Origin of the sequence: Pelistega ratti (genome assembly GCF_009833965.1) — a bacterium.
In the GTDB taxonomy this organism is placed as follows: domain Bacteria; phylum Pseudomonadota; class Gammaproteobacteria; order Burkholderiales; family Burkholderiaceae_B; genus Taylorella; species Taylorella ratti.
Window position 1 is genome coordinate 1,075,675 of record NZ_CP047165.1, and the last position, 21,867, is coordinate 1,097,541.

Sequence of the window (21,867 nt, forward strand, 5' to 3'; positions counted from 1 at the left end):
AACCCGATATATTTTTAAAAATCGACATTACTACACGAACGGGGATATTTTGAAAAAAGGTTTTTTTACTGTTATGGTCGCTCAAGCATTATCATCTCTAGCCGATAATGCTTTATTTATTGCCGCAATTGCATTAATTCATCAGCTTTCAGGCCCCGCTTGGTTAGATGCCCTACTCAAATGGTCATTTGCAGCATCGTATGTGATTTTAGCGGCATTTGTAGGAGCATTTGCAGACTCATTTCCTAAAGGAAGAGTCATGTTTGTCACAAATGCCATCAAAATCACAGGCTGCTTACTAATGTTTCTCTCGGGAACAATAGCTAGTCACCATACAGAATTACAAACAACAATTATCTGTCTTGCCTATACCTTAGTCGGTATTGGTGCCGCCGCCTACTCACCTGCTAAATATGGTATTGTCACCGAACTACTTCCCCCTAAAGACCTTGTCAAAGGCAATGGGTGGATTGAAGGATTAACCGTACTTTCTATTATTCTTGGTTTTGTCCTAGGTGGCGTATTAATTAGCCAAGGAGCGACACAATGGTTCTTGCAATTTGATATATTCCAACCCTTTAAAGAAACACCCGCAGAAATTGCCATTATTTTAATTGGGTTTATCTATATTGCTGCTGCCATTTGCAATCTTTTGATTCCATCAACCAATTATAAATATCCCAAACAACCAACTAACCCTATTGTACTAACCAAAACCTTTGCTCGCTATGTCATGATTTTATGGAAAGATAAAGTAGGGCAAATTTCTCTTGCTGTCACCACACTCTTCTGGGGAGCAGGTGCAGTTATTCAGTTAGTCGTATTAAAGTGGGGAACCGATCACCTCGGCTTAGATGTTGCCTCATCCTCTTACTTAATGGGTATTGCTGCCATTGGGACGATTCTTGGATCTATACTTGCTAGTCGCATTCCACTAGAAAAAGCACTCTGTGTTCTTCCTGTGGGTGTCATCATGGGGCTTAGCGTTATGTTGATGGTGATTGTCAAAGAAAACTGGGCAGTCTATGCTGTACTGATTCTAGTGGGTGCATTATCAGGTTTATTCGTTGTCCCAATGAATGCCCTTCTCCAACACCGTGGACACGTATTATTATCGGCAGGACACTCTATTGCCGTACAAAACTTTAATGAGCAATTAAATATTCTAATTATGGTACTTGTTTATGGCATTATGGTCAGTTTAGATCTACATATCAATACCATTATTATTATCTTTGGCTGCATTGTTGCTACCCTTATGTATATTGTGATTGTCTTTAGCAAAAAAAATCAACGTAAATATCCCGAAGCCTTTGCTGAAATTGGTGATACAGGACATGGCAAATCACAATCTTATCACTAGAAAATATATTTAAATAATAAATAGTATTGATTTAAAACAAAAGGACTAATGGTTTTTATTAGTCCTTTTTTATATTGATAATTACGCTTTTTATTGCTTTTTTGTAGTATTTTTGGACATTCATAAATACAATTTAATTAATACCTAAAAAATAAATATTTAAACGTATTTTTCACAAAAAATGTATTTTCTTAAAAGCACGGAGAAATAATGATTGACCAAGCGAGTTTTGCGAGCAGAGCGAACAACTCCTGTCTTCGTCATTGGGTCACCCTAAAAATATTTTTGACAAATAGCCAACAATTCTTGTTGTTCTTTATCCATTTCTAAAAGGATTTTTTGCTTTTGTTTTAAATCAGGAAGCATAATATCAACCTGATACATAGTTTGTGTGATTTCACTTGCCCGTTTTAACGAGAGTGTAGAGTGTTCCTTTTTTAAAACCGTTTCCAATGTTTTACTGATACTATAGGCAGCAAATACTAAAGCAATATGAGCACGAATTCGATGTTCTAAACGGTGGTAAATAGGATGTATCCGTAAATCTGTTTTTGAAATACGGAAGGCTCGTTCTATTTGCCATAACTGTCCATAATGGGCGAGTAATTCTTTAGGGGGTAATGTTGTATTCGTTATATAACCTTTTAATCCATCCCATCTTTTATCTTGTATAAATTTTTCATAATCAATCTCTATACTGAGCTCTCCTTGCAAGCGTAAGTATTTATTGTATCCTCTCTTATTAAGATGTCCCTTTGTCAATTGTCCTGTTCGGATACGTTTCTCTAAGCGTTCAAGCCCCTTTCGGCGATTATCTGCATCACGATAGGCTCTCTCATGGCTGTAATGCACTATTAAACGCTTTCCCTCTTTATCTAATTCAATGATTTGATTATCATTATAGGGATAGTAAGCAAGCATAGCCTGTTTCAGTTGTTCATTCTCTGATTTAATTCTTGCACCAATAATATATGGATAGCCAAGGGTTTCTAAGTGGATAAGATTGTGTTTGGATAGTAAACCACTATCAGCAACCACTACTGGCTTATGCAGATTAAATTTCTGACGTATTCGCTCAATAAAAGGAATTAACGTATTGCCCTCATAGCTTTTACCCTCATAAATATCATAGGCAATAGGATAACCCTGCTGACCCACCAACAACCCCAGATAAATCTGAGGATGTGTATGTTTGCCTACCTTAGAGAACCCTGTACGACGTAAATCATCCTCATCTTCCGTTTCAAAGTGTAATGTTGTCATATCATAGAACACAATATGAATTTGATTATCTAACATACGTTTTGTATGCATAAAAGAAATTTGCTCTAACTGCTCTTTATATTTGTCTTCTAATTGATCTAAAAAACGATAGATAGCACTAATTTCTAATTGAACCCCTTGGTAACGTTCAAGATAACTGACGGTTTTCAGTTTACTTAAAGGAAAGGTTAGGCGAGCTAAGACAAGATGACGAAATAGGTCATTTTTGATTTGATTAAAACCAATCCAATCATAGATACGTCCAAAAATAAGCTCTGGACCAGCCATACTGACATCACTATTACTGAGTGTTTGAATCATTTTTACAATCTGTTCATCTTGCTCTGTCATCAGTAAGGAGGGTTGGTGTTTGAGTTCATCCATGTAGTGTTGGGCTTGTAATTTTAGGGCTTCTATTTCTGGACGCTTTGTGGCGGAACCCATTGTTTTAAGTAAAACATTACGTCCATTTTCTTTGCTAAGTATTTGAATACTAACACTTCCTGATTTATTTTTCTTCTCTCGAATAAACATGGAATATATCTTGGGTCACCCTAAATCACCCTCTATTTTAACCTAACCTATTGATTTTAAACAAAACTCAATGGGTGACCCGAAAAAAGTGACGAAAACAGGAAAAGGACTAATGGTTTTTATTAGTCCTTTTTTATATTGATAATTACGCTTTTTATTGCTTTTTTGTAGTATTTTTGGACATTCATAAATACAATTTAATTAATACCTAAAAAATAAATATTTAAACGTATTTTTCACAAAAAATGTATTTTCTTAAAAGCACGGAGAAATAATGATTGACCAAGCGAGTTTTGCGAGCAGAGCGAACAACTGTTCGAGCGACTCAACATTATTTGTAGGGCTTTTATAAAGATAAATGTAATTGATACCTAAAAAATAAGCACTTAAACTTCTTTTTTATAAAAAGGAAATAATATATTTTTCTAAAAGCACGGAGAAATAATGATTGACAAAGCGAGTTTTGCGAGCAGAGCGAGCAACTGTTCGAGCGACTCAACATTATTTGCAGGGCTTTTATAAAGATAAATGTAATTGATACCTAAAAAATAAGCACTTAAACTTCTTTTTTATAAAAAGGAAATAATATATTTTTCTAAAAGCACGGAGAAATAATGATTGACAAAGCGAGTTTTGCGAGCAGAGCGAGCAACTGTTCGAGCGACTCAACATTATTTGCAGGGCTTTTATAAAGATAAATGTAATTGATACCTAAAAAATAAGCACTGAAAAATATTAACCGTCAACCCCTTTCAATATCTTATCCACCTTTTGTAAGTCTTCCCATATATCAGCCTTTAACTCCGTATTTAATAAAACAAGACTAGGATGATGGCTCACAATTACAGGCACTTGCTGTGTTTCATTTAAAGGATAAAACCAAGTCTTTGACCGTAACACATCCATTTGTAAAGACACATCCGATAAAAACGGCTGTGCAATACGACTTCCTAATAACCAAATACACCGAGGTTGTAACCACTGAATTTGCATCCGTAAAAAAGGAAGATTCTGCGTATAATGAGAAGACAATACCTCTCCACTCAAAGGAACTTTTAAAAGACTCGTCATTGCCACAGATGACTTCCCTAACCCTAAAGGTTTAAGCATATTCTCTAATAATTGCCCACTACTACCTGAAAATAGCTCTCCAGCTATAAAATCTTCCGTACTTGGCATTTCATCAATAATCATTAGAGAACAAGGCTTATCCCCTTGTTGCCCCATTAATACCTCACTACCTTGCGTTATCCATCCCCATTCTTGATAATACCGACTAATATCATTTGCCAAAGCATCCCATGTTTGTGCATGGCTAACAGGTACAGCTAAACCATTTGCTGACTGATTTTCTCTAAGCTGACGATGATAAGCATGTTGCTTGCCTTGAATATCATGAATAATTTTCTTAAACGGCGATTGCTCTTCACGTACCAAACGACCTGACTTTGTTTTTCCCTCTGGAGAAGAGCGTTTGATCAGTGCAATACCCTCATGCTCAACAGCAGGTGATGAAGTTGATGTGCTAACACTGGCTTGATGAGCAGTTTCTGCATTCTCTTGTGTAGTACCACCTATAGATACACCAGTTGGTAAAGAAATGGCTTTTTCTACATTATCAATATTCACTTGCGTAGGAACAAGAGGTTTCCCCCAGAGCATCTCTACCCCTAGTGATTTTAACCACTGAACCTGAATGGCTGATAAAGGTGTTTGAGTCATACCATATCCTTTACAGAGGGTTTAATCTGTTTTTGTAACACCAAGGCATCTTCTTTTCCTCCATCAGCAGTATCATAATAACGCTTACGGATACCGATCTGCTCATAACCAAAACGTTGATATAGTGCTAAAGCAGACGTATTAGAAACGCGCACTTCTAAAAGTTGCTGATAAGGGGGTTTAGGTTGAGAAGCAATATAACACTCTAGCCATGTTAATAATAATGTTCCTAAGCCTTGCCCCTGTAAACAAGGTGCAACAGCAATAGTCATTAAATTGACCACATCAGGATCAACTAATTGCACCGCGTAGGCTAATACGTCATTATCAGCATTCACCAATGCCCAAGAATGGTAATGGATATGCATAAAAGCAGCCATAAACATACCTTCTGTCCAAGGGGTTAAATGTGCTTTTTCCTCAATTGCCATCACCGCTGGTAAATCACTTATTTTCAAAGGACGAATCCAATAATCTTTCAACATTAAGGTATTGGCTAATTCAGCTAATTGTTGTGTTACTTCATCTTGTACAGGAAGTGCTATTTTGGGATTTCCTCCCATACCAGACTCTCTTTCTTCTATCGTAAATGCTACCTTATCTCGCAAATATAAAGGGGCTAAATCTTCTACTGCTGCCTGAAAACCTTTTTTAAATTTAGCATAACCAATCTGCACTAAAGTATCCGCATTTGCCCATGCTGTTGTACCTGCTACCCATTGTGTTGAAGGTAAAACAAACGCATCAGGGTATGCTTGCACAGCATTACCTGTTACACCAATAGAAACAGTTTTAATCACTTTACGATACAGTAAACACCATACGGGCAACTGTTGCTGTATCCACGGGATAACATCTTGTGCTTGCATCAGTGTTGGAGCAAGTACAGGGGCTTCTACCAAGCCTCCATTTGTTATTTGATAGACGGCTAAATAAACCTCTTGCATTCGTGCATCTAAAGCAACCACTAAGAAACCATCCTCAATCAATGACTGTGATAATACAGCACTGGCTTCTAAAGAACTCACAGGGATAATTGGTAAACTTAAACCAAGTGCTAAACCTTGTGCTAAACCACAGGCTACTCTCAACCCTGTAAACCCTCCTGGCCCTTGAGAAAAAACAACACCATGTAAATCTTTTTTGCTTAAATTTGCCTGCCCCAACAGCTCATCTATCATGGGTAATACTTGTTCTGCATTTTTCCCTTCATCATGATGAGCGGCATATTTTATCGTTTGTTCACCATTTACCTCTTGAAGAAGAGCAACACTTGCACCATTAGCCGCATTTTCAATTGCAATAAAATTAACCATTTTTGATGTATCAAAGCGTAATAGACTGAACCTATCATTGTAGCAGAACAATAGATTTCACCATAGAAAACAGCTTTTTATACCTAACTCTTTTTACAATATTTCAATATTAAAATAATTAAACATTTCAGAGAGTTACTGTCTGTTTGTTTTTTGCTATAAGAAATGGAAAATATTATTGCTTTTATGTAACATAGAACTAATGTTACATACAAATTCATTCATAAGTAAAGGATTTTTTATGATGCAAACAGCAACTACCCCACTTCCTCGCAAGCTATTAGTAATCGATGACGATCCACGTCTTCGTGATTTACTCCGCCGTTATCTTACCGAGCAAGGATTTGTTGTACAGACTGCTGAAGACGGTAAAGAAATGGATAAAGCCATTCAAAAAGAAAACTTTGACCTTTATGTGCTTGATGTGATGCTTCCGGGTGAAGATGGTCTTTCTATTTGCCGCCGTATCCGTGGTGCAGGTAATTCAACACCTGTTATTATGCTAACGGCTAAATCGGAAGATATTGACCGTATCCTAGGTCTTGAAATGGGTGCTGATGACTACTTAACGAAACCATTTAATCCTCGTGAATTACTTGCTCGTGTTAATGCCGTTCTTCGCCGTCGCCAAGTAGATGAACTACCCGGTGCACCAAGCCTTGATACTGAAATTATTAATTTTGGTCCATATACCCTTAATTTATCGACTCGCACATTAACGAAAAAAGGTGAGCTTATTCCCATTACAACAGGTGAATTCTCTGTACTTAAAGTATTTGCCCGCAATCCTCGTGAGCCAATGTCACGTGATAAACTCATGGAATTAGCGCGTGGTCGTGAATACGAAGCATTTGATCGTAGCCTAGATGTACAAATTTCTCGCCTACGCAAATTACTTGAACCTAATCCTGCCAAACCAATGTATATCCAAACAGTTTGGGGTATGGGATATGTTTTTGTACCAGATGCAGACACTGGTGTTAATCCATCATAAATATTCTCTATGCAAAAATTTTGGACTTTGCTGACAGAGTATATGACTCGCCATATAAGACTCGGTCTCTTCGGCCGAGCCTTTTTGGTTTTATTTATCTTATTAGTATCAAGTCTATCCGCATGGACATTTGCCTTTTTACTGGCACAGCAAGAGCCTCGTGCCACACAAACCGCCGAACGAGCCATCACGGCATACCATATCACCTTAAAATCATTACAATACGCCCCCATTGAAAAACACGCTGCCTTAGTTGTTGATTTGGCAAGTTTAGGTGATACACAGGTATTCCCTCGTGAAATGTCTGATACGATCACCCCTGTTCCTGCTTCTAAATTTTGGAATTTGGTGATACAAAAAATCCGAGTTGCCCTCAAAGAACAAAATACACGGTTAATCATTGCTCGAGAAGTCAATGGACGAAAGGGATTATGGATTAGTCTGAATACACAAACAGGTGAGCCCTATTGGTTATTAATTAATTACCAACCATTCTTCTCTGATATTAATCGAGAATGGATTTATTGGAGCTTAATTACCATTATTCTTTCTTTTATTGGTTCTATCTTCTTAGCCTTATTAGCGAATCAACCTCTTCAACGTATCTCAACAGTTATTAAAGCATTAAGTCGTGGGAAAAAGCCACCCATGCTACCAGAAAATCGTGGGCCTCGAGAGTTACGCAACCTCTACCATGATATAAACCATATGATCAATGATTTACAAGAAATCGAAAACGATCGCCAAGTCATGATTGCAGGCATTTCACATGATTTACGCACTCCTTTAGCGCGTATTCGATTAGAAGTAGAACTCAGTAATATCAATGCAGAATCCTTAGAAGCGATTGATAACGATTTAGAACAAATTAATCATTGTATTAATCAGCTTATTGACTATGCCCGACCAGCAGATCCTAATGAGCAAACCACGATCAACGTCAGTGAAGCATTACTACAGCTCTGCAAAAGTGAGCAAAACTATACTCATGAACTCAATGGTAAATTTACCTACCATATTGAGAATAATCTTTTCGCCAATATTTCAGAAGGCAACCTAAAACGTATTGTAGGCAATCTTGTTGAAAATGCTCGTAAGTATGGACGAACTGAACAAGGGGAGATTGTCATTGATCTTCATGCCTACCGCCATCTATCTAGCATCTATATTGATGTAAAAGATTATGGACAAGGGGTTAAAGAAGAAGAAATTCCTCGTATTAGAAGGCTTTTTTCGCGAGGAGAGCAAGCTCGCACGAATGCCAATGGTTTTGGTCTGGGTTTAACTATTTGTGATCGTTTATTAAAACAAATTGGCGGTAATTTACGTTTATTACCAAATAATGGCAAAGGATTATTATGTCGGATAGAAATTTCCTTTGCTGATGATAGAAATAATCAATTGGACTAGATTTTTTAATAGATTTATAATATCATTAACAATAAGTCATTAAGACTTAATTCCATTAATTTATTTAGAAAGGATCTATGATGAAAACAGTAGGTGACAAATTAGAAGCGTTTAAAGTAACTGGTGTAAAACCTGGTTTCAACAACCACGAAGAAAACGGTGTATCCGCTTTTGAAGACATTACTGAGAGCTCTTTCCCAGGTAAATGGAAAATCATTTATTTCTACCCTAAAGATTTCACATTCGTTTGCCCAACAGAAATCGTTGGTTTCAATAACTTAGCAAAAGACTTTGAAGACCGTGAAGCTGTATTAATGGGTGGTTCTGTCGATAATGAGTTTTGTAAATTAGCATGGCGCCGTGATCACAAAGATTTAGATCGTTTAGGTCACTACCAATTTGCTGATACAACAGGTTCTCTTATCGATCAATTAGGTGTACGTGAAAAAGGTGCTGGTGTAGCATTACGTGCAACATTTATCGTTGACCCAGACAATGTTATTCAACACGTTTCAGTCAATAACTTAAACGTTGGTCGTAGCCCAGAAGAAATCTTACGTATTCTTGACGGTTTACAAACAGACGAACTTTGCCCATGCAACCGTGCAGCTGGTGGTTCAACTCTATAATTAACGTTATAGTTTGAACAAATTATCCCTGACCCAGCCCTCATCAGCTGGGTCTTTTTCCCTCTGTTTTGTGTCTTTTTAGTTTTTGACACATTTCTATAGAAAGGATATATATGGAATTTTTAAATACAATCAAAAATGAAATCCCTGATTGGGCAAAAGATATTCGCTTAAATATTGATGGTGCTATTGCTCGCTCTTCTCTATCAGAAGCAGATGCAATCGGTGTTGCACTTGCTGCTGCTTATGCGGCTAAAAGCACTTTCTTAATTGAACAATTCAAAAGTGGTCTTAGCGAAGAAGATGTTAATGGTGTACTAGTTGCAGCAGCATTAATGGGTATGAATAATACTTATTACCCTTATTTAGAAATGGCTGGTGATGAGCAATTACGTACGCTTCCTGCTCGCCTACGCATGAATGCTTATGCTTCACATGGTGGTATTGCTAAAGCGCGTTTTGAAATTTTTGGTCTTGCGGCTTCTATTGTCGGTAAATGTCATTTCTGCGTAAAAGCACACTATGACAATGCGAAGAAAGAAGGACTCACTCAAGAGCAACTTCAAGATGTTGGACGTATTGCCTCTGTTGTCAATGCAGCAGCACTTGTTCTTGCTTCACAAGGGAAATAATTAGTCCATTTTCTCTATTCCCCTATTGCCGAGAAAAGATATAATGTTTTTTCTCGGTTTTTTTATTTTAATAGTTGGGTTATTTAGTTTTTATTTAAATTGGATTTTTCTGTTTCCATAATCGTAAATTTTCCCTTTCTTGAGGATTTAATTGAGATTCAATTTGATTAAGTAAAACATAAACAGATTGTTTATCCTCGCTATTTGGAAACCAATCATCTAAAATAACACGTCCAATTAAGCCTGTTTGTAATACAGCAGTATAAAGATAATCAACACAAGCCCGTGGGTGATCTGCCAGCCAAACAGGGCTATTTTCAGGATAATATCCCATTTCATTAAAACGATGTGTCCCATCAATAATACCCGTATTACCTAATAAATGGTGTGTACTTCGCTTTTGACCTTTACCATAAATATAAAAATCTTGCGGATAGGCATTATCATTAAGTGCTGCCGCACTATGCCAGTCTCCCGTACCATTTGGACTATGCACATTTAACGCCACAATACTACTGACATAGTAATTTGGCTGAGTCTGTGGGATGTATAGCATAATAATTTTCCTAAAATTAATGACTATCTAATCATTATTATTGTTGAATTTTTAGTCTATATCAAGCATAACAATGATAAGACTTATTATACTAATATTAAAAGCTTAAACATTATAATGCTCAGTTCTTCTCTCTACCGCATCAATAACACCACAACTGTCGCAGCAATCCCCTCTTTTCGTCCCAAAAAACCAAGATGCTCATTTGTTTTACCCTTAACATTCACACAGTCTTCAGCAATCGCTAAATCCTGTGCAATATGATGTACCATTGCTGGCGCATAAGGCATAATTTTAGGGGCTTGAGCATGAATAGTCGCATCTACATTAACCACTTTCCAACCTGCGGCTTTTACTTTATCAAAAGCTGCGCGCAATAATACTCGACTATCTGCTCCTTGGTAGCGCGGATCGGTATCAGGAAATAACCGACCAATATCCCCCATACCAGCCGCACCTAATATAGCATCTGTTATCGCATGCAATAAAGCATCCGCATCTGAATGTCCATGTAAACCATGTGTATGTGGAATATGTACGCCCCCCAAAATAAGCGGACGACCTTCTACTAAAGCATGAACATCAAAACCTTGCCCAACACGAAATTCAGGTATCATAAAAAATACTCCACTAATTCAAAATCATCTGCCCATGTCACTTTTAGATTACGCCAATGTCCCTTTACCATACAACAAGGAGATTGAATAAACTCTATAGCACTTGCCTCATCTGTTATCTCAAACCCAGCTGACAATGCCGTTTCTAACGCTTTTATTAATAAACCTTTTTTAAATAATTGAGGTGTCTGTGCTAACCATAATCCCTCACGTGATATGGTTTGTTCAATCAATATAGCATCTGTATCATTTAATCGAGTAAAAGAGGGGTTATTCTCTACAGCCCCTCCACTAGGACTGGCAACACCCTCCTTAAAAGATTGCGCTCGTTTTACCGTATCACTCACAGGTAAAGCAACTATCCCCCCTATATCTTGCGATACACAAGTCTGAATTAAGCGATCCAATACATCAAGAGGTAAACCCGGTCTAGCCGCATCATGTACCATCACCCAAGTTTCTTCATTAAAAGGGAGGGCTTTTAGCGTATTAAGCACCGTATCTGCACGCGTTGCCCCCCCTGTTGGCAGCACAACACAATATTCAGGTAAATCTATGGTTTGTATCCATTCATCATCAGCAGCAACACCAATATATACTTGCTTAATCGCTGAATGTGCTAATAATGCCTCTACACTATGTAATAGCATCGCTTTACCATGAATCTCACGATATTGCTTAGGCTTAGTATGACCTTGTACTTGCGCCCTTGCTCCTACCCCACCAGCAGGAATAATAGCGACAATCGGTGAAGACGACACCATCATCATATTTGTTCTCATTAAAAAAGAGTTATTTTAACAAATCACCTTTATGCACAGATCCTTTTCTATTTATCTTCTACAAACTTCTCCCTCTTTATCTATTAGAAAACCAATCACATTTTATTCAAAGGAATCACGATTATTCGCATATAAACTAAATCATACAGAAAATACACTATACTTAAAATAATTTAACCACGATAAATAAAGTACAAATACTGTATCACTCCTATTTATCACGGGGAACAAAAGCACCTATTATTTTTCTAATGTATTATCCTATCCCTTAGGTATCCACTGTACAATGTTTTAAAATAAGACTTTACAGCATTTGTTACTCTTCTCAGAATATGAACAATAACTTTACTCTCCCTACACTCAAAATCGGTCAAAAACATAGTGTAGCGCGTCCTGCTGGCTCTGGTGATGCTTTCTGGTTTACACAACTTGTACAAAAAACACAAAAATGTCTTGTGATCTTCTGTGCTGATCCTTCTGAAGCACAGCGTCTTACCGATGAAATATCGTTATTTGATAAAACACTTCGTATTCGCCTTTTTCCTGACTGGGAAACACTCCCTTATGATCATTTTTCACCCCATCAGGACTTGATCTCCGCAAGGCTACAGACACTTAACCAATTACGCCAACAAGCTGTTGATATTCTGATTATTCCCGTAACAACCGCGCTTTATCGCTTAGCGCCCCCTAGCTTTTTAGCTGCATTTACCTTTGCCTTTAAAAAAGGGGAACAGCTCAATGAACAAGCCCTTCGCGATCAATTAATCTTGGCAAATTATCACCATGTTAGCCAAGTAACCACCTCAGGTGAATTTAGTATCCGAGGCAGTATTATTGATATTTTTCCAATGGGTTCAGCACTCCCCTATCGCTTAGACTTATTAGATGATGAAATTGATTCTATTCGCTCTTTTGATGTGGATACCCAACGCAGTATCTATCCTGTGAATGAAGTCAATCTACTCCCCGGTCGAGAATTCCCTATGGATCCTACCTCTCGCCAACAATTTAGAGCCAGATTTAGAGAAGTATTTGAAGGCGATCCCTCAAAAGCCTTACCCTATAAAGAGGTAGGGAATGGGATTAACTTTACCGGGATAGAATATTATTTACCCCTCTTTTTTGAAGAAACCGCCACCATCTTTGACTACCTCCCCCAAGATGCTATCAGTATCACACTAGGGGATATAGATAAAACAATCCATGCTTTTACAGAAGATACTCAAAACCGTTATCGTTTTTTAAATACAGATAGAGAACGCCCTGTTTTAGCACCTGAATATCTCTTTTTAACACAAGAGCAGTTTTTTACCGCTTTAAAACAATTTCCACGTCTCACTTTTGATACGCAGGATATTGATCAAACGATTAGCACACCACCTAATGTAGCTGTGTTACGCCGTACCGAAGAGCCTTTTCAACACCTTAAAACCGTGATAGATAAAGGGGAATACGCTATTTTATTATGTGCAGATTCTGCTGGGCGGCGAGAGACACTCTTACAACTTTTACAAGAAAACGGGCTTCGTCCCTCAATTGTTACACAAAGTATTCAAGATTTCTTTGATGCGCCTGAGCCTTTTGTGATGACAGTCGCTCCTCTACAAAAGGGCTTTGCACTCACCATTTCACGGCTATTAGTTATCACAGAAAATGATTTATACCCAGAAACAGCAGGCATCTCACAACGCCGTAAGCGTCAGCAAGAAAAACACAGTGATGTCGATGCAATGGTCAGAGATCTCTCTGAATTACAACCCGGAGATCCTATCGTACATATCCAACATGGCATTGGTCGCTATCAAGGACTCACCCATATGGAAATCAATGGTGATACCGTTGAAATGCTACAAATTGATTATGCAGGTGAAAGTAAACTCTATGTACCTGTTTCACAACTTCATGTGATTTCTCGCTACTCGGGTATTGATGCAGAGAGCGCTCCCCTACACCGCTTAGGATCAGGACAATGGGAAAAAGCACGCAAAAAAGCAGCTAAACAAGTCCGTGATACAGCTGCCGAGCTTTTACATATTTATGCACAACGAGCTTTACGACAAGGTTATAGCTTTAAACTTCCGCTACAAGACTACACACAATTTGTAGAGGGATTTGGATTTGAAGAAACCCCTGATCAACAGCAAGCGATTGAGGCAGTTATTCATGATATGACGAGCGATAAACCGATGGATCGTTTAGTCTGTGGCGATGTGGGTTTTGGTAAAACAGAGGTCGCCCTACGTGCCGCCTTTTTATGTGTTGCCAATGGGCAGCAAGTAGTTATGCTATGCCCAACCACCCTATTAGCTGAACAGCATACACAAACCTTTATCAACCGCTTTGCTGATTGGCCCGTCAAAATCGCTGAACTTTCTCGCTTTAAAAGTACAAAAGAAGTCAATGCGACCCTCAAAGGTCTTGAAGAAGGGACGGTTGATATTGTTATCGGTACACATAAGGTTTTATCAAAAGACGTTAATTTTAAACGATTAGGTTTAGTGATTATTGATGAAGAACATCGTTTTGGGGTACGTCAAAAAGAAGCCCTAAAAGCCCTACGTTCTGAAGTGGATATTCTCACCCTGACGGCTACCCCAATTCCACGTACACTCAGTATGTCATTAGAAGGGATTCGTGATTTCTCTGTGATTGCCACCGCCCCCCAAAAACGACTGGCGATAAAAACCTTTGTCAGACGTGAAGACAATAGCACTATCCGAGAAGCGGTATTACGCGAATTAAAACGTGGGGGGCAAGTCTATTTCTTACATAATGAAGTGGATACCATTTATAACCGTAAAGCACGATTGGAAGAATTAATGCCAGAAGCACGTATTGGTGTGGCACACGGACAAATGAGTGAACGAGAGCTAGAGACCGTGATGAAAGACTTCTACCATCAACGTTGTAATATTCTACTCTGTACCACCATTATTGAGACAGGGATTGATGTCCCTAGTGCCAATACCATTATTATGCACCGTGCCGATAAATTAGGGCTAGCACAACTACACCAATTACGTGGACGGGTAGGACGCTCTCACCATCAAGCCTATGCCTACTTACTCACCCCCGGTGAAGATGCTATTACCGCTCAAGCTAAAAAACGCTTGGAAGCGATTCAATCAATGGAAGAGCTTGGTTCTGGTTTTTATCTTGCTATGCATGATTTAGAGATTCGAGGAACAGGTGAAGTCTTAGGGGATCAACAATCGGGGAATATTCAAGAAATTGGTTTTAGCCTCTATGCCGATATGCTGAATCGTGCGGTTAAAGCCTTAAAAGCAGGGGAAGAGCCTGATTTAGAATCACCTTTTGATTTAAGTACCGAGGTCAATTTACACACTTCCGCCCTCTTACCGAATGATTACTGCCCCGATATTAATATTCGTCTCTCTATTTATAAACAACTCTCACACGCAGAAAGTGATCAGGATTTATTTATTATCCAAGAAGAATTAGTCGATCGTTTTGGCAAGCTCCCCGAACCCGCACTTATGCTAATGGCAACCCACCGTTTACGCATCATGGCACAACAAGTTGATATTCATAAAGTGGATATTAGTGAAGAAAATGCACTCCTTGTCTTTACGCCTGATACCAATAAAATTGATCCTGTAACGATTATTGAATTAATCCAAAAAAATCGCCATATTCGCCTACAAGGCCCCGATAAATTACGTATTGAACTCAAGAATATGCCCGATATTGCACAACGGATTGAGAGTATTCGACAGTTGATTAAGGTGTTAATAAAAGATAAGTAAAGCTAAAAGAGTAAGGAATATTTTTGCCTATTATCTTATTCAAAGATAATACTTCTTAATTACCAAAAAAGAGAATATTCCTACTAGCTGATTAACATAAAATAGTGGTCTGGTAAAACTACTGTTTTAGCACTTTTTTACTAATCATATCCATCTACAACACTACTTATTTATGAGATACTATTCATAAAAATCATAGGCAATTCAGAAACTTATATTTATTTAAATTAGAATAAATAATTTCTATCTAGCTTAATTTTTATAACTTGAAAATTCTAATTATTTACTATAAACACACCTATTAATTGTTAAAATTTTAAAAAGTCAATTTACTTTTATAACCGACTAACCGTTAAAATAGATGTATTATTGGAATAAACTAAACAACTTAAGGTATCAGTATTAAAAGCTATTTTTATACCTAATTAACAAAAGAAAGCTACAATGAACAAACTGCCAATCAATATCCATGATTTATTAACACAACGTACTATAGAAAGTGAACGTATTGAATATAAAGAGGGATGGAATCCAGAGCGTATTTTGCACACTATTTGTGCCTTTGCAAATGATTTTCATAATTTAGGTGGTGGCTATATTGTTATTGGAGTAAAAGAAAAAGATGGTATGCCGCAATTACCCCCTGTTGGTTTATCTCATAGTGAAATCGATCGTATCCAAAAAGAATTGCTCAATTTAGAACACTATGCGATTCAACCTAGTTTTAATACCTTAACAGCCACTTATGACATCCAAGGTAAAGCTATTTTAGTTTTATGGGTAAGTGGCGGTGAAGTACGTCCCTATAAAGCTAAAAAAAGCTTAGCTAAAGATAATAAAGAGTGGGCTTACTATATTCGTAAACATAGCAGTACAGTTATGGCTACCGGTGCAGATGAACAAGAATTAATCAGTTTAGCTAATAGAGTCCCATTTGATGACCGTTTACATATTACTGCGACATTAAATGATTTAGAACCACACTTAGTTCGTGAATTTCTAAAAGATATAAAAAGTGATTTATCTTCTATAGCCAAAAATCTATCTATTGAAGAATTAGCACTACGAATGAATATTGCTGGTGGTACATCTGAAGCCTTATTTCCCAAAAATGTAGGGTTAATGTTTTTTAATAGTCAACCTAACCGTTTTTTCCCTTATACCCAAATTGATGTAGTTTATTTTCCTGAAGGGGCTGGTGGTCAATCTTTTGAAGAAAAAATATTTCAAGGTCCTCTAGCACAAATGACGAAAGATGCATTGAATTTCATTAAAAATAATTATGTACAAGAAAAAATTATTAAACTACCTAATCAAGCAGAAGCGAGACGTTTTTTCAATTTTCCTTTTGAAGCTATTGAAGAAGCCTTGGTGAATGCAGTTTATCATCGTTCTTATGAATTGCGTGAACCTATTGAAGTCCGTATTGATAATAATGAAATCAGTATTTTAAGCTACCCCGGTCCGGATCGTTCCATCAAAATGGAGACCTTACAAGCTGGTAAAGCAGTAAGCCGACGTTATAGAAACCGTAGGATTGGTGAGTTTTTAAAAGAATTAGAGTTAACAGAAGGTCGTTCCACTGGTATTCCAACTATTTTGAATGTAATGGCACATAATGGATCACCTATGCCGATTTTTGAAACTGATGATGACCGAACTTATTTTATAATTCGATTACCCATTCACAAAGAATTTATTTTAGAAAATAAGCATTATACATTAATTGACCAAGATAGTAATAAGAAGACTAATTTAGTTACCGACCCAGTCACCGACCCAGTCACCGACCCAGTCACCGACCCAGTCACCGACCCAGTCACCGACCCAGTCACCGACCCAGTCACCGACCCAGTTACCGACCCAGTCACCGACCCAGTCAGTAGCCAAGTTATTTCATTACTACATTCATTAAATATTCAAGAAATGGGTACAAAAGAGTTAATGGAAACGCTAAGTTTACTTCATCGTCATACATTTAGAAATAACTATATTCAGCCTGCTTTATCACTCAACTTAATTGAAATGACTATTCCTGATAAACCCAACAGTCGTTATCAAAAATACCGTTTGACCACACAGGGAAGAAAATTACTGTCTCAATTAAAGAAAAAATAGTCATAAGTAGGCTAGTTTATTCTATAAACTACCATAAAATATATTAAGGAACTCCTTCTAATCCATCATTTCTACTATGTCTATAAGGTTAAATAGTATTAAAAACCTTAGATAAAGGATAAAATAAGGCTTCTTTATCATTAATTAAACTATCAAATGGTATAAAGCTCAAGTATTTATAAAAATTACTCGCCTTACTATCTTTTGCAACAACAATAACAGCAGCAACTGCTAATGCATTCTTTTTAACTCGTTCAATGGCATCATAAATTAATATTGATCCAAATCCCTTACCTTCAAATTTTTTATCTATTGCCAAACGTCCTATTAATGCAACAGGTAATACTTCATAAGAAGCTCTTTTTTGAACTATTTTTGGAAAACTTGTTAGAAGGACTGAACTTGCTGAAATAGTGTAATATCCTACAGTTTCATTTGTATCAGAGATTAAAACATAGCACTTTGCTAAACCACGCTTTTGATCTTGAGAGGCAAATTGTTTGAAATATTCATTTAGTTCCTCAGAACAACTCAAAAAATCCTTTCTATTAATGGATGATGATAGTTCAACAAATGAATATGCCATCTATTCGTCCTGTAAGAGTAACTGACGTCGTTGAGTCGCTCGTTTCATCGCATCGTTAGGTTCATAATCTTGTGATAAGGCATTAATAAGTTTATGTTGGTCGCTCACCATTAACTCAATTAAAGCATGCTCTTTAATTGATTTTGTTGCTTCAGCATAAGCCGCATTTACCACAAACTCTGTCACTGACTTACCCGTTATTTTAGCTGCTTGCTTAATGATATTATAAATATCTTGTTGAAGTCTTGCTTCAAGACGAGCAAATGATACTTTTTCCATATATACTCCTATAAATTACTTATATACGATACGGCAAATAGCCGTATTTTTCAATAAAATATGATAGAAGTACAAAACATAATAAACTACCTAGTATGTATTGATACGTTCATCACTAAGCTATAAGTACCTATTGTAGGGTGATTTTTATTATTTGCCAATATATCAAACTCCTTATAGGACAATATTATCCTAGTTAGCACCACAAAAACAAACACCCCCTAGAGACTAGGGGGTGTGCGTTTTATATTGGAAAGGGACTAAACCCTTATACCACTATTAGAAGCGGTGTTGTAAACCAAGAACGAATTGTTGTGTTGTTGTTTTAGCAAATTCATTAGGTTCTTTGTATTTAGTTTTGCCAAGGCTACCTAATAAGTAAACGTGTGTACGTTTAGATAGGTTGTGTTGGTAAGCTAAACTGAAGATGTGAGCGTTTGCACGGAAATCATCAAATTCACGGTGTTTAACACGACCACCTTGGTAACCAAAGATAACTTTACCTGCTTCACCTACAGGTGCTGTTAAACCAGCAAACCATGCTTGTGTACGTAAACCTTTAGTATCAAGTTCTGAAGCTAAAGTTGAATATACTGGACGACCATTAGCATCAAGCTCTTGACCATATACTCTACCTAATAACTCATAAGCATTACCAAAGTCACCATTTACTACGCCATCACGTTGTTGACCATAGCCTAAGTGTAATTTAACTACATCAAAGTCATACGCACCTGCAACAATCCAAGATTTTGCTTTGCTATCTGAAGTAGTGTCACCGTTAAGTTCTTTTTTATTACGGTTGTAGTCAAATGCCACACCTAACTCAACAGGGCCATTGTTGTAACCTAAACCGAAAGAGAAACCATTAGTTTTGGTTTTTTCAACAGTTTTAGAAGCTGCTGTTGAAGTTGTTGTTTTCTCATCACTAGAGATAACCGCTACACCAAATTTGAAACCATCAAAGTTTGGAGATACATATTTGATTGTTGGTGTTTGACGAGCAGTGATAGAAGCACCGAATGTAGATTCGGCTGTTGCTTGACCAAAGCTAGTACCAAATGGATCAATACCTGCGATAAAATCGTCAGCTAAGTTGTATTGACGACCGATAGTGAATGTACCCCAGCTTTCACCTGTTAAACCCACAATCGCTTTACGACCGAATAAAGCACCGCCTTGAGTAGAAGTACCAGAAGCAGGCTCAAAACCAGACTCTAATTGGAAGATTGCTGATGTACCATTACCTAAGTCTTCAGACCCTTTTAAACCCCAACGAGAACTGTTTTTAACATTGGTTACAGCACCAACTGTACGGTTTTTAATTTGTTTGTTTACTGCTTCAGTATATACAAAAGGACTTTCTGTTGTACCCGCTCCAGAACGAGTGAAAACACCTGTATCTTTAAATGTTGTTTTAGTTTGTTCATAACCAAAACCAACGTCAACTAAACCATATAGTGTTACTGATGACTCAGCATGAGCAACGCCTGCAAAACCTACTGCTAAAGCTGCTACTAATAATGACTTTTTCATTTAAAATCTCCGTAAGATTTGATTGACCTGAACAGCGTCTGGTATCAGAACACTATTCTAAAAAAATTTCCCTAAAAAGGAACTATGTTTATTGCATCAAATTTTGGTAAGAAAAGCTAGTTTTATTGTTAATAAAGTTTGCAATTTGTGGTTTTTCACCTTAAATTCGTTGTTTTTTTGCTATTTTTTGATGCTTTTATACAACATAAAATTATCATTATTTTCTAAATAACTGTAAAAATAGCCACTTAGCTATTTTTGCTCAAAAAATACTTAACTATCAAAACGCTACAAAAGACAAAATCACTTACGTTTCAATGCATAATCTAAAAAAATACGCTATTTTCCTTACAGGATATATAAAAAAATCTCTCCCTAGGATACCAGAGAGAGATTTTTAGATAAGCATTAAATTATGCGTACATTAGAAGTAATGAACAAGACCAATTCTAGCTTCTTGATATTTCACTTTAGCAAACTGACCATTTTTATGACTACTTAGTAGTTTACCTTTGTATTTGGTTTCACCATAGCCACCGATCGCATAGATATAGGTACGTTTAGATAATTTGTGTTTATAGCCAAGTTCATAGATATGTGTATTGATACGTAAGGTATCAAAATCACTATGTCTGATACGACCACCTTGGTAAGTGAAAGAAAGCTGCCCCATCTCGCCTACTGGTGCAGTAAGACCAGCAAACCAACCTTGTGTACGTAAACCTTCTGAATTTAAGCGTTTTTTGAAAGATGTTTTCGCTGTTTTCGCCTTATTATCTACTTGGTATGCACCAAGGAAATCATCTACGATACCAAAGCCTGAACCCAAGACACCATCATGTTGCTGACCATAAGCTAAGTGTAATTTCACCACTTCAAAGTCATAAGCAGCACCAATAGACCAACCTTTGATTTTACGCTCATAGTTTTCAATCACCTTACCACTACTATCTTTTTCATTTTCACCCTTTTCACGGTTATATTCAAAAGCAGCACCTAATTCAAGAGGACCATTGTTATAGTTTAGACCAAAAGCCACACCATTTCGCACTTTTCTACTCGTAACTTCTTTTTCTCCCACTGTTTTTTCGGTTGTTTTTTCATCACCTGAAAGGACAACCACACCAAATTTAAAACCATCTAAATTAGGCGATAAATATTTAATCGTTGGTGATTGGCGTGTAGAAATAGATCCTGCTAAGGTTGAGCCAGCAGCACCATTGCTCCAACCCACATCAGCAAAAGACACCATATCATCCGCAACGCTATTTTGACGACCGATGGTTAATGTACCCCAGTTTTTACTTTTCAGGCCAATAATTGCCTTACGTCCAAATAAAGCACCTCCTTGCGTTGATTTACCTGTTTCAGGATTAAAGCCACCCTCAAGTTGGAAGATAGCGGATGTACCGTTACCTAAGTCTTCCGATCCTTTTAAGCCCCAACGAGAGCTTGTGGCGATATTAGGCTTAATACCTGTAGAACGTACTTTAGTCGTACCTGCTACAACAGGTTTTTTATCTTTGTACACATGATTAATACCTTGGTTAATAGTTGTTTTGGTTTGTTCATAACCTGCACCAAAGTCAATACGACCATACAAACTCACATCTGCTTGTGCCGTACTAGCAAAACCAGCTGCTAATGCAGCGACTAATAATGATTTTTTCATCTACGATCTCCGTAATATTTACACAGTGAAACAGTGTCTCTTACTGGCACACTGTCTATAAAGACATCCAAAATCTAGGAGCTGCATT

The 21,867-nt window shown here is 37.2% G+C and carries 17 protein-coding genes; 7 read left to right on the plus strand and 10 right to left on the minus strand.

From position 1 onward, the window contains the following. Positions 1–49 precede the first annotated feature (49 nt). Positions 50–1,363 (plus strand): lysophospholipid transporter LplT, encoded by a 1,314-nt coding sequence (lplT, locus tag F9B76_RS04620; protein WP_159991056.1) that lies wholly within the window; start codon positions 50–52, stop codon positions 1,361–1,363. 273 nt (positions 1,364–1,636) lie between these two features. Here lplT and F9B76_RS04625 read toward each other — a convergent pair whose 3' ends face one another. The 3 genes from F9B76_RS04625 to tsaB form a co-directional block, all read right to left on the minus strand. Next, positions 1,637–3,160 (minus strand): IS1634 family transposase, encoded by a 1,524-nt coding sequence (locus F9B76_RS04625; protein ID WP_159991057.1) that lies wholly within the window; start codon positions 3,158–3,160, stop codon positions 1,637–1,639. Between the two features lie 735 nt (positions 3,161–3,895). Beyond that, on the minus strand, positions 3,896–4,882 hold the full coding sequence (locus F9B76_RS04630; RefSeq protein ID WP_159991058.1) for a uracil-DNA glycosylase family protein: 987 nt from the start codon (positions 4,880–4,882) through the stop codon (positions 3,896–3,898). Beyond that, a complete protein-coding gene (gene tsaB, locus F9B76_RS04635) occupies positions 4,879–6,198 on the minus strand; it encodes a tRNA (adenosine(37)-N6)-threonylcarbamoyltransferase complex dimerization subunit type 1 TsaB (RefSeq protein WP_159991059.1) in 1,320 nt (439 codons plus the stop codon). Before tsaB ends, F9B76_RS04630 begins: the two co-directional genes overlap by 4 nt. Before the next feature lie 241 nt (positions 6,199–6,439). Between tsaB and ompR the strand changes: the two genes are divergently transcribed. From ompR to F9B76_RS04655, 4 genes are all read left to right on the plus strand, one after another. Further along, positions 6,440–7,192 carry an osmolarity response regulator transcription factor OmpR gene (gene ompR / locus F9B76_RS04640; protein WP_159991060.1) on the plus strand — a complete coding sequence of 251 codons (753 nt, stop codon included), beginning with the start codon at positions 6,440–6,442 and terminating at the stop codon, positions 7,190–7,192. Positions 7,193–7,201: 9 nt separating this feature from the next. Next, positions 7,202–8,602: an ATP-binding protein gene (locus F9B76_RS04645; protein ID WP_159991061.1), complete on the plus strand. Its 1,401-nt coding sequence runs from the start codon at positions 7,202–7,204 to the stop codon at positions 8,600–8,602. Between the two features lie 80 nt (positions 8,603–8,682). Further along, entirely contained in the window at positions 8,683–9,231 is a 549-nt protein-coding gene (locus F9B76_RS04650; protein ID WP_159992103.1) for a peroxiredoxin, read from the plus strand. 113 nt (positions 9,232–9,344) lie between these two features. Further along, positions 9,345–9,863: a carboxymuconolactone decarboxylase family protein gene (locus tag F9B76_RS04655; RefSeq protein WP_159991062.1), complete on the plus strand. Its 519-nt coding sequence runs from the start codon at positions 9,345–9,347 to the stop codon at positions 9,861–9,863. Positions 9,864–9,957: 94 nt separating this feature from the next. On the opposite strand, the gene F9B76_RS04660 is transcribed toward F9B76_RS04655, so the two are convergent. The 3 genes from F9B76_RS04660 to ispD form a co-directional block, all read right to left on the minus strand. Continuing rightward, positions 9,958–10,419 (minus strand): hypothetical protein, encoded by a 462-nt coding sequence (locus F9B76_RS04660; protein WP_159991063.1) that lies wholly within the window; start codon positions 10,417–10,419, stop codon positions 9,958–9,960. A gap of 134 nt (positions 10,420–10,553) precedes the next feature. Then, the gene (gene ispF, locus F9B76_RS04665) at positions 10,554–11,036 is read right to left on the minus strand and encodes a 2-C-methyl-D-erythritol 2,4-cyclodiphosphate synthase (RefSeq protein WP_159991064.1); all 483 of its coding nucleotides are present in this window, start codon (positions 11,034–11,036) and stop codon (positions 10,554–10,556) included. Further along, on the minus strand, positions 11,033–11,806 hold the full coding sequence (gene ispD, locus F9B76_RS04670) for a 2-C-methyl-D-erythritol 4-phosphate cytidylyltransferase (RefSeq protein WP_235914907.1): 774 nt from the start codon (positions 11,804–11,806) through the stop codon (positions 11,033–11,035). Before ispD ends, ispF begins: the two co-directional genes overlap by 4 nt. A 344-nt stretch (positions 11,807–12,150) precedes the next feature. Here ispD and mfd point away from each other — a divergent pair, with 344 nt between their 5' ends. Both mfd and F9B76_RS04680 read left to right on the plus strand, forming a co-directional pair. Continuing rightward, positions 12,151–15,588: a transcription-repair coupling factor gene (mfd, locus tag F9B76_RS04675; RefSeq protein WP_159991065.1), complete on the plus strand. Its 3,438-nt coding sequence runs from the start codon at positions 12,151–12,153 to the stop codon at positions 15,586–15,588. Between the two features lie 444 nt (positions 15,589–16,032). Continuing rightward, positions 16,033–17,706 carry a Fic family protein gene (locus F9B76_RS04680; protein ID WP_201289355.1) on the plus strand — a complete coding sequence of 558 codons (1,674 nt, stop codon included), beginning with the start codon at positions 16,033–16,035 and terminating at the stop codon, positions 17,704–17,706. 88 nt (positions 17,707–17,794) lie between these two features. Here F9B76_RS04680 and F9B76_RS04690 read toward each other — a convergent pair whose 3' ends face one another. The 4 genes from F9B76_RS04690 to F9B76_RS04705 form a co-directional block, all read right to left on the minus strand. Next, positions 17,795–18,292: a GNAT family N-acetyltransferase gene (locus F9B76_RS04690; protein ID WP_159991066.1), complete on the minus strand. Its 498-nt coding sequence runs from the start codon at positions 18,290–18,292 to the stop codon at positions 17,795–17,797. Then, entirely contained in the window at positions 18,293–18,571 is a 279-nt protein-coding gene (locus F9B76_RS04695) for a type II toxin-antitoxin system TacA family antitoxin (protein ID WP_159991067.1), read from the minus strand. 279 nt (positions 18,572–18,850) lie between these two features. Continuing rightward, entirely contained in the window at positions 18,851–20,107 is a 1,257-nt protein-coding gene (locus F9B76_RS04700) for a porin (protein WP_159991068.1), read from the minus strand. A gap of 424 nt (positions 20,108–20,531) precedes the next feature. Beyond that, positions 20,532–21,779 (minus strand): porin, encoded by a 1,248-nt coding sequence (locus tag F9B76_RS04705; protein ID WP_159991069.1) that lies wholly within the window; start codon positions 21,777–21,779, stop codon positions 20,532–20,534. Between the last annotated feature and the right edge of the window lie 88 nt (positions 21,780–21,867).

Coding starts and splice junctions, on each gene's coding strand:
- F9B76_RS04695 (WP_159991067.1), bottom strand. CDS start 18,571: ATGGAAAAAGTATCATTTGCTCGTCTTGAAGCAAGACTTCAACAAGAT.
- F9B76_RS04705 (WP_159991069.1), bottom strand. CDS start 21,779: ATGAAAAAATCATTATTAGTCGCTGCATTAGCAGCTGGTTTTGCTAGT.
- F9B76_RS04625 (WP_159991057.1), bottom strand. CDS start 3,160: ATGTTTATTCGAGAGAAGAAAAATAAATCAGGAAGTGTTAGTATTCAA.
- tsaB (WP_159991059.1), bottom strand. CDS start 6,198: ATGGTTAATTTTATTGCAATTGAAAATGCGGCTAATGGTGCAAGTGTT.
- mfd (WP_159991065.1), top strand. CDS start 12,151: ATGAACAATAACTTTACTCTCCCTACACTCAAAATCGGTCAAAAACAT.
- ispF (WP_159991064.1), bottom strand. CDS start 11,036: ATGATACCTGAATTTCGTGTTGGGCAAGGTTTTGATGTTCATGCTTTA.
- F9B76_RS04655 (WP_159991062.1), top strand. CDS start 9,345: ATGGAATTTTTAAATACAATCAAAAATGAAATCCCTGATTGGGCAAAA.
- F9B76_RS04680 (WP_201289355.1), top strand. CDS start 16,033: ATGAACAAACTGCCAATCAATATCCATGATTTATTAACACAACGTACT.
- ispD (WP_235914907.1), bottom strand. CDS start 11,806: ATGATGATGGTGTCGTCTTCACCGATTGTCGCTATTATTCCTGCTGGT.
- F9B76_RS04690 (WP_159991066.1), bottom strand. CDS start 18,292: ATGGCATATTCATTTGTTGAACTATCATCATCCATTAATAGAAAGGAT.
- F9B76_RS04645 (WP_159991061.1), top strand. CDS start 7,202: ATGCAAAAATTTTGGACTTTGCTGACAGAGTATATGACTCGCCATATA.
- F9B76_RS04630 (WP_159991058.1), bottom strand. CDS start 4,882: ATGACTCAAACACCTTTATCAGCCATTCAGGTTCAGTGGTTAAAATCA.
- F9B76_RS04700 (WP_159991068.1), bottom strand. CDS start 20,107: ATGAAAAAGTCATTATTAGTAGCAGCTTTAGCAGTAGGTTTTGCAGGC.
- ompR (WP_159991060.1), top strand. CDS start 6,440: ATGATGCAAACAGCAACTACCCCACTTCCTCGCAAGCTATTAGTAATC.
- F9B76_RS04650 (WP_159992103.1), top strand. CDS start 8,683: ATGAAAACAGTAGGTGACAAATTAGAAGCGTTTAAAGTAACTGGTGTA.
- F9B76_RS04660 (WP_159991063.1), bottom strand. CDS start 10,419: ATGCTATACATCCCACAGACTCAGCCAAATTACTATGTCAGTAGTATT.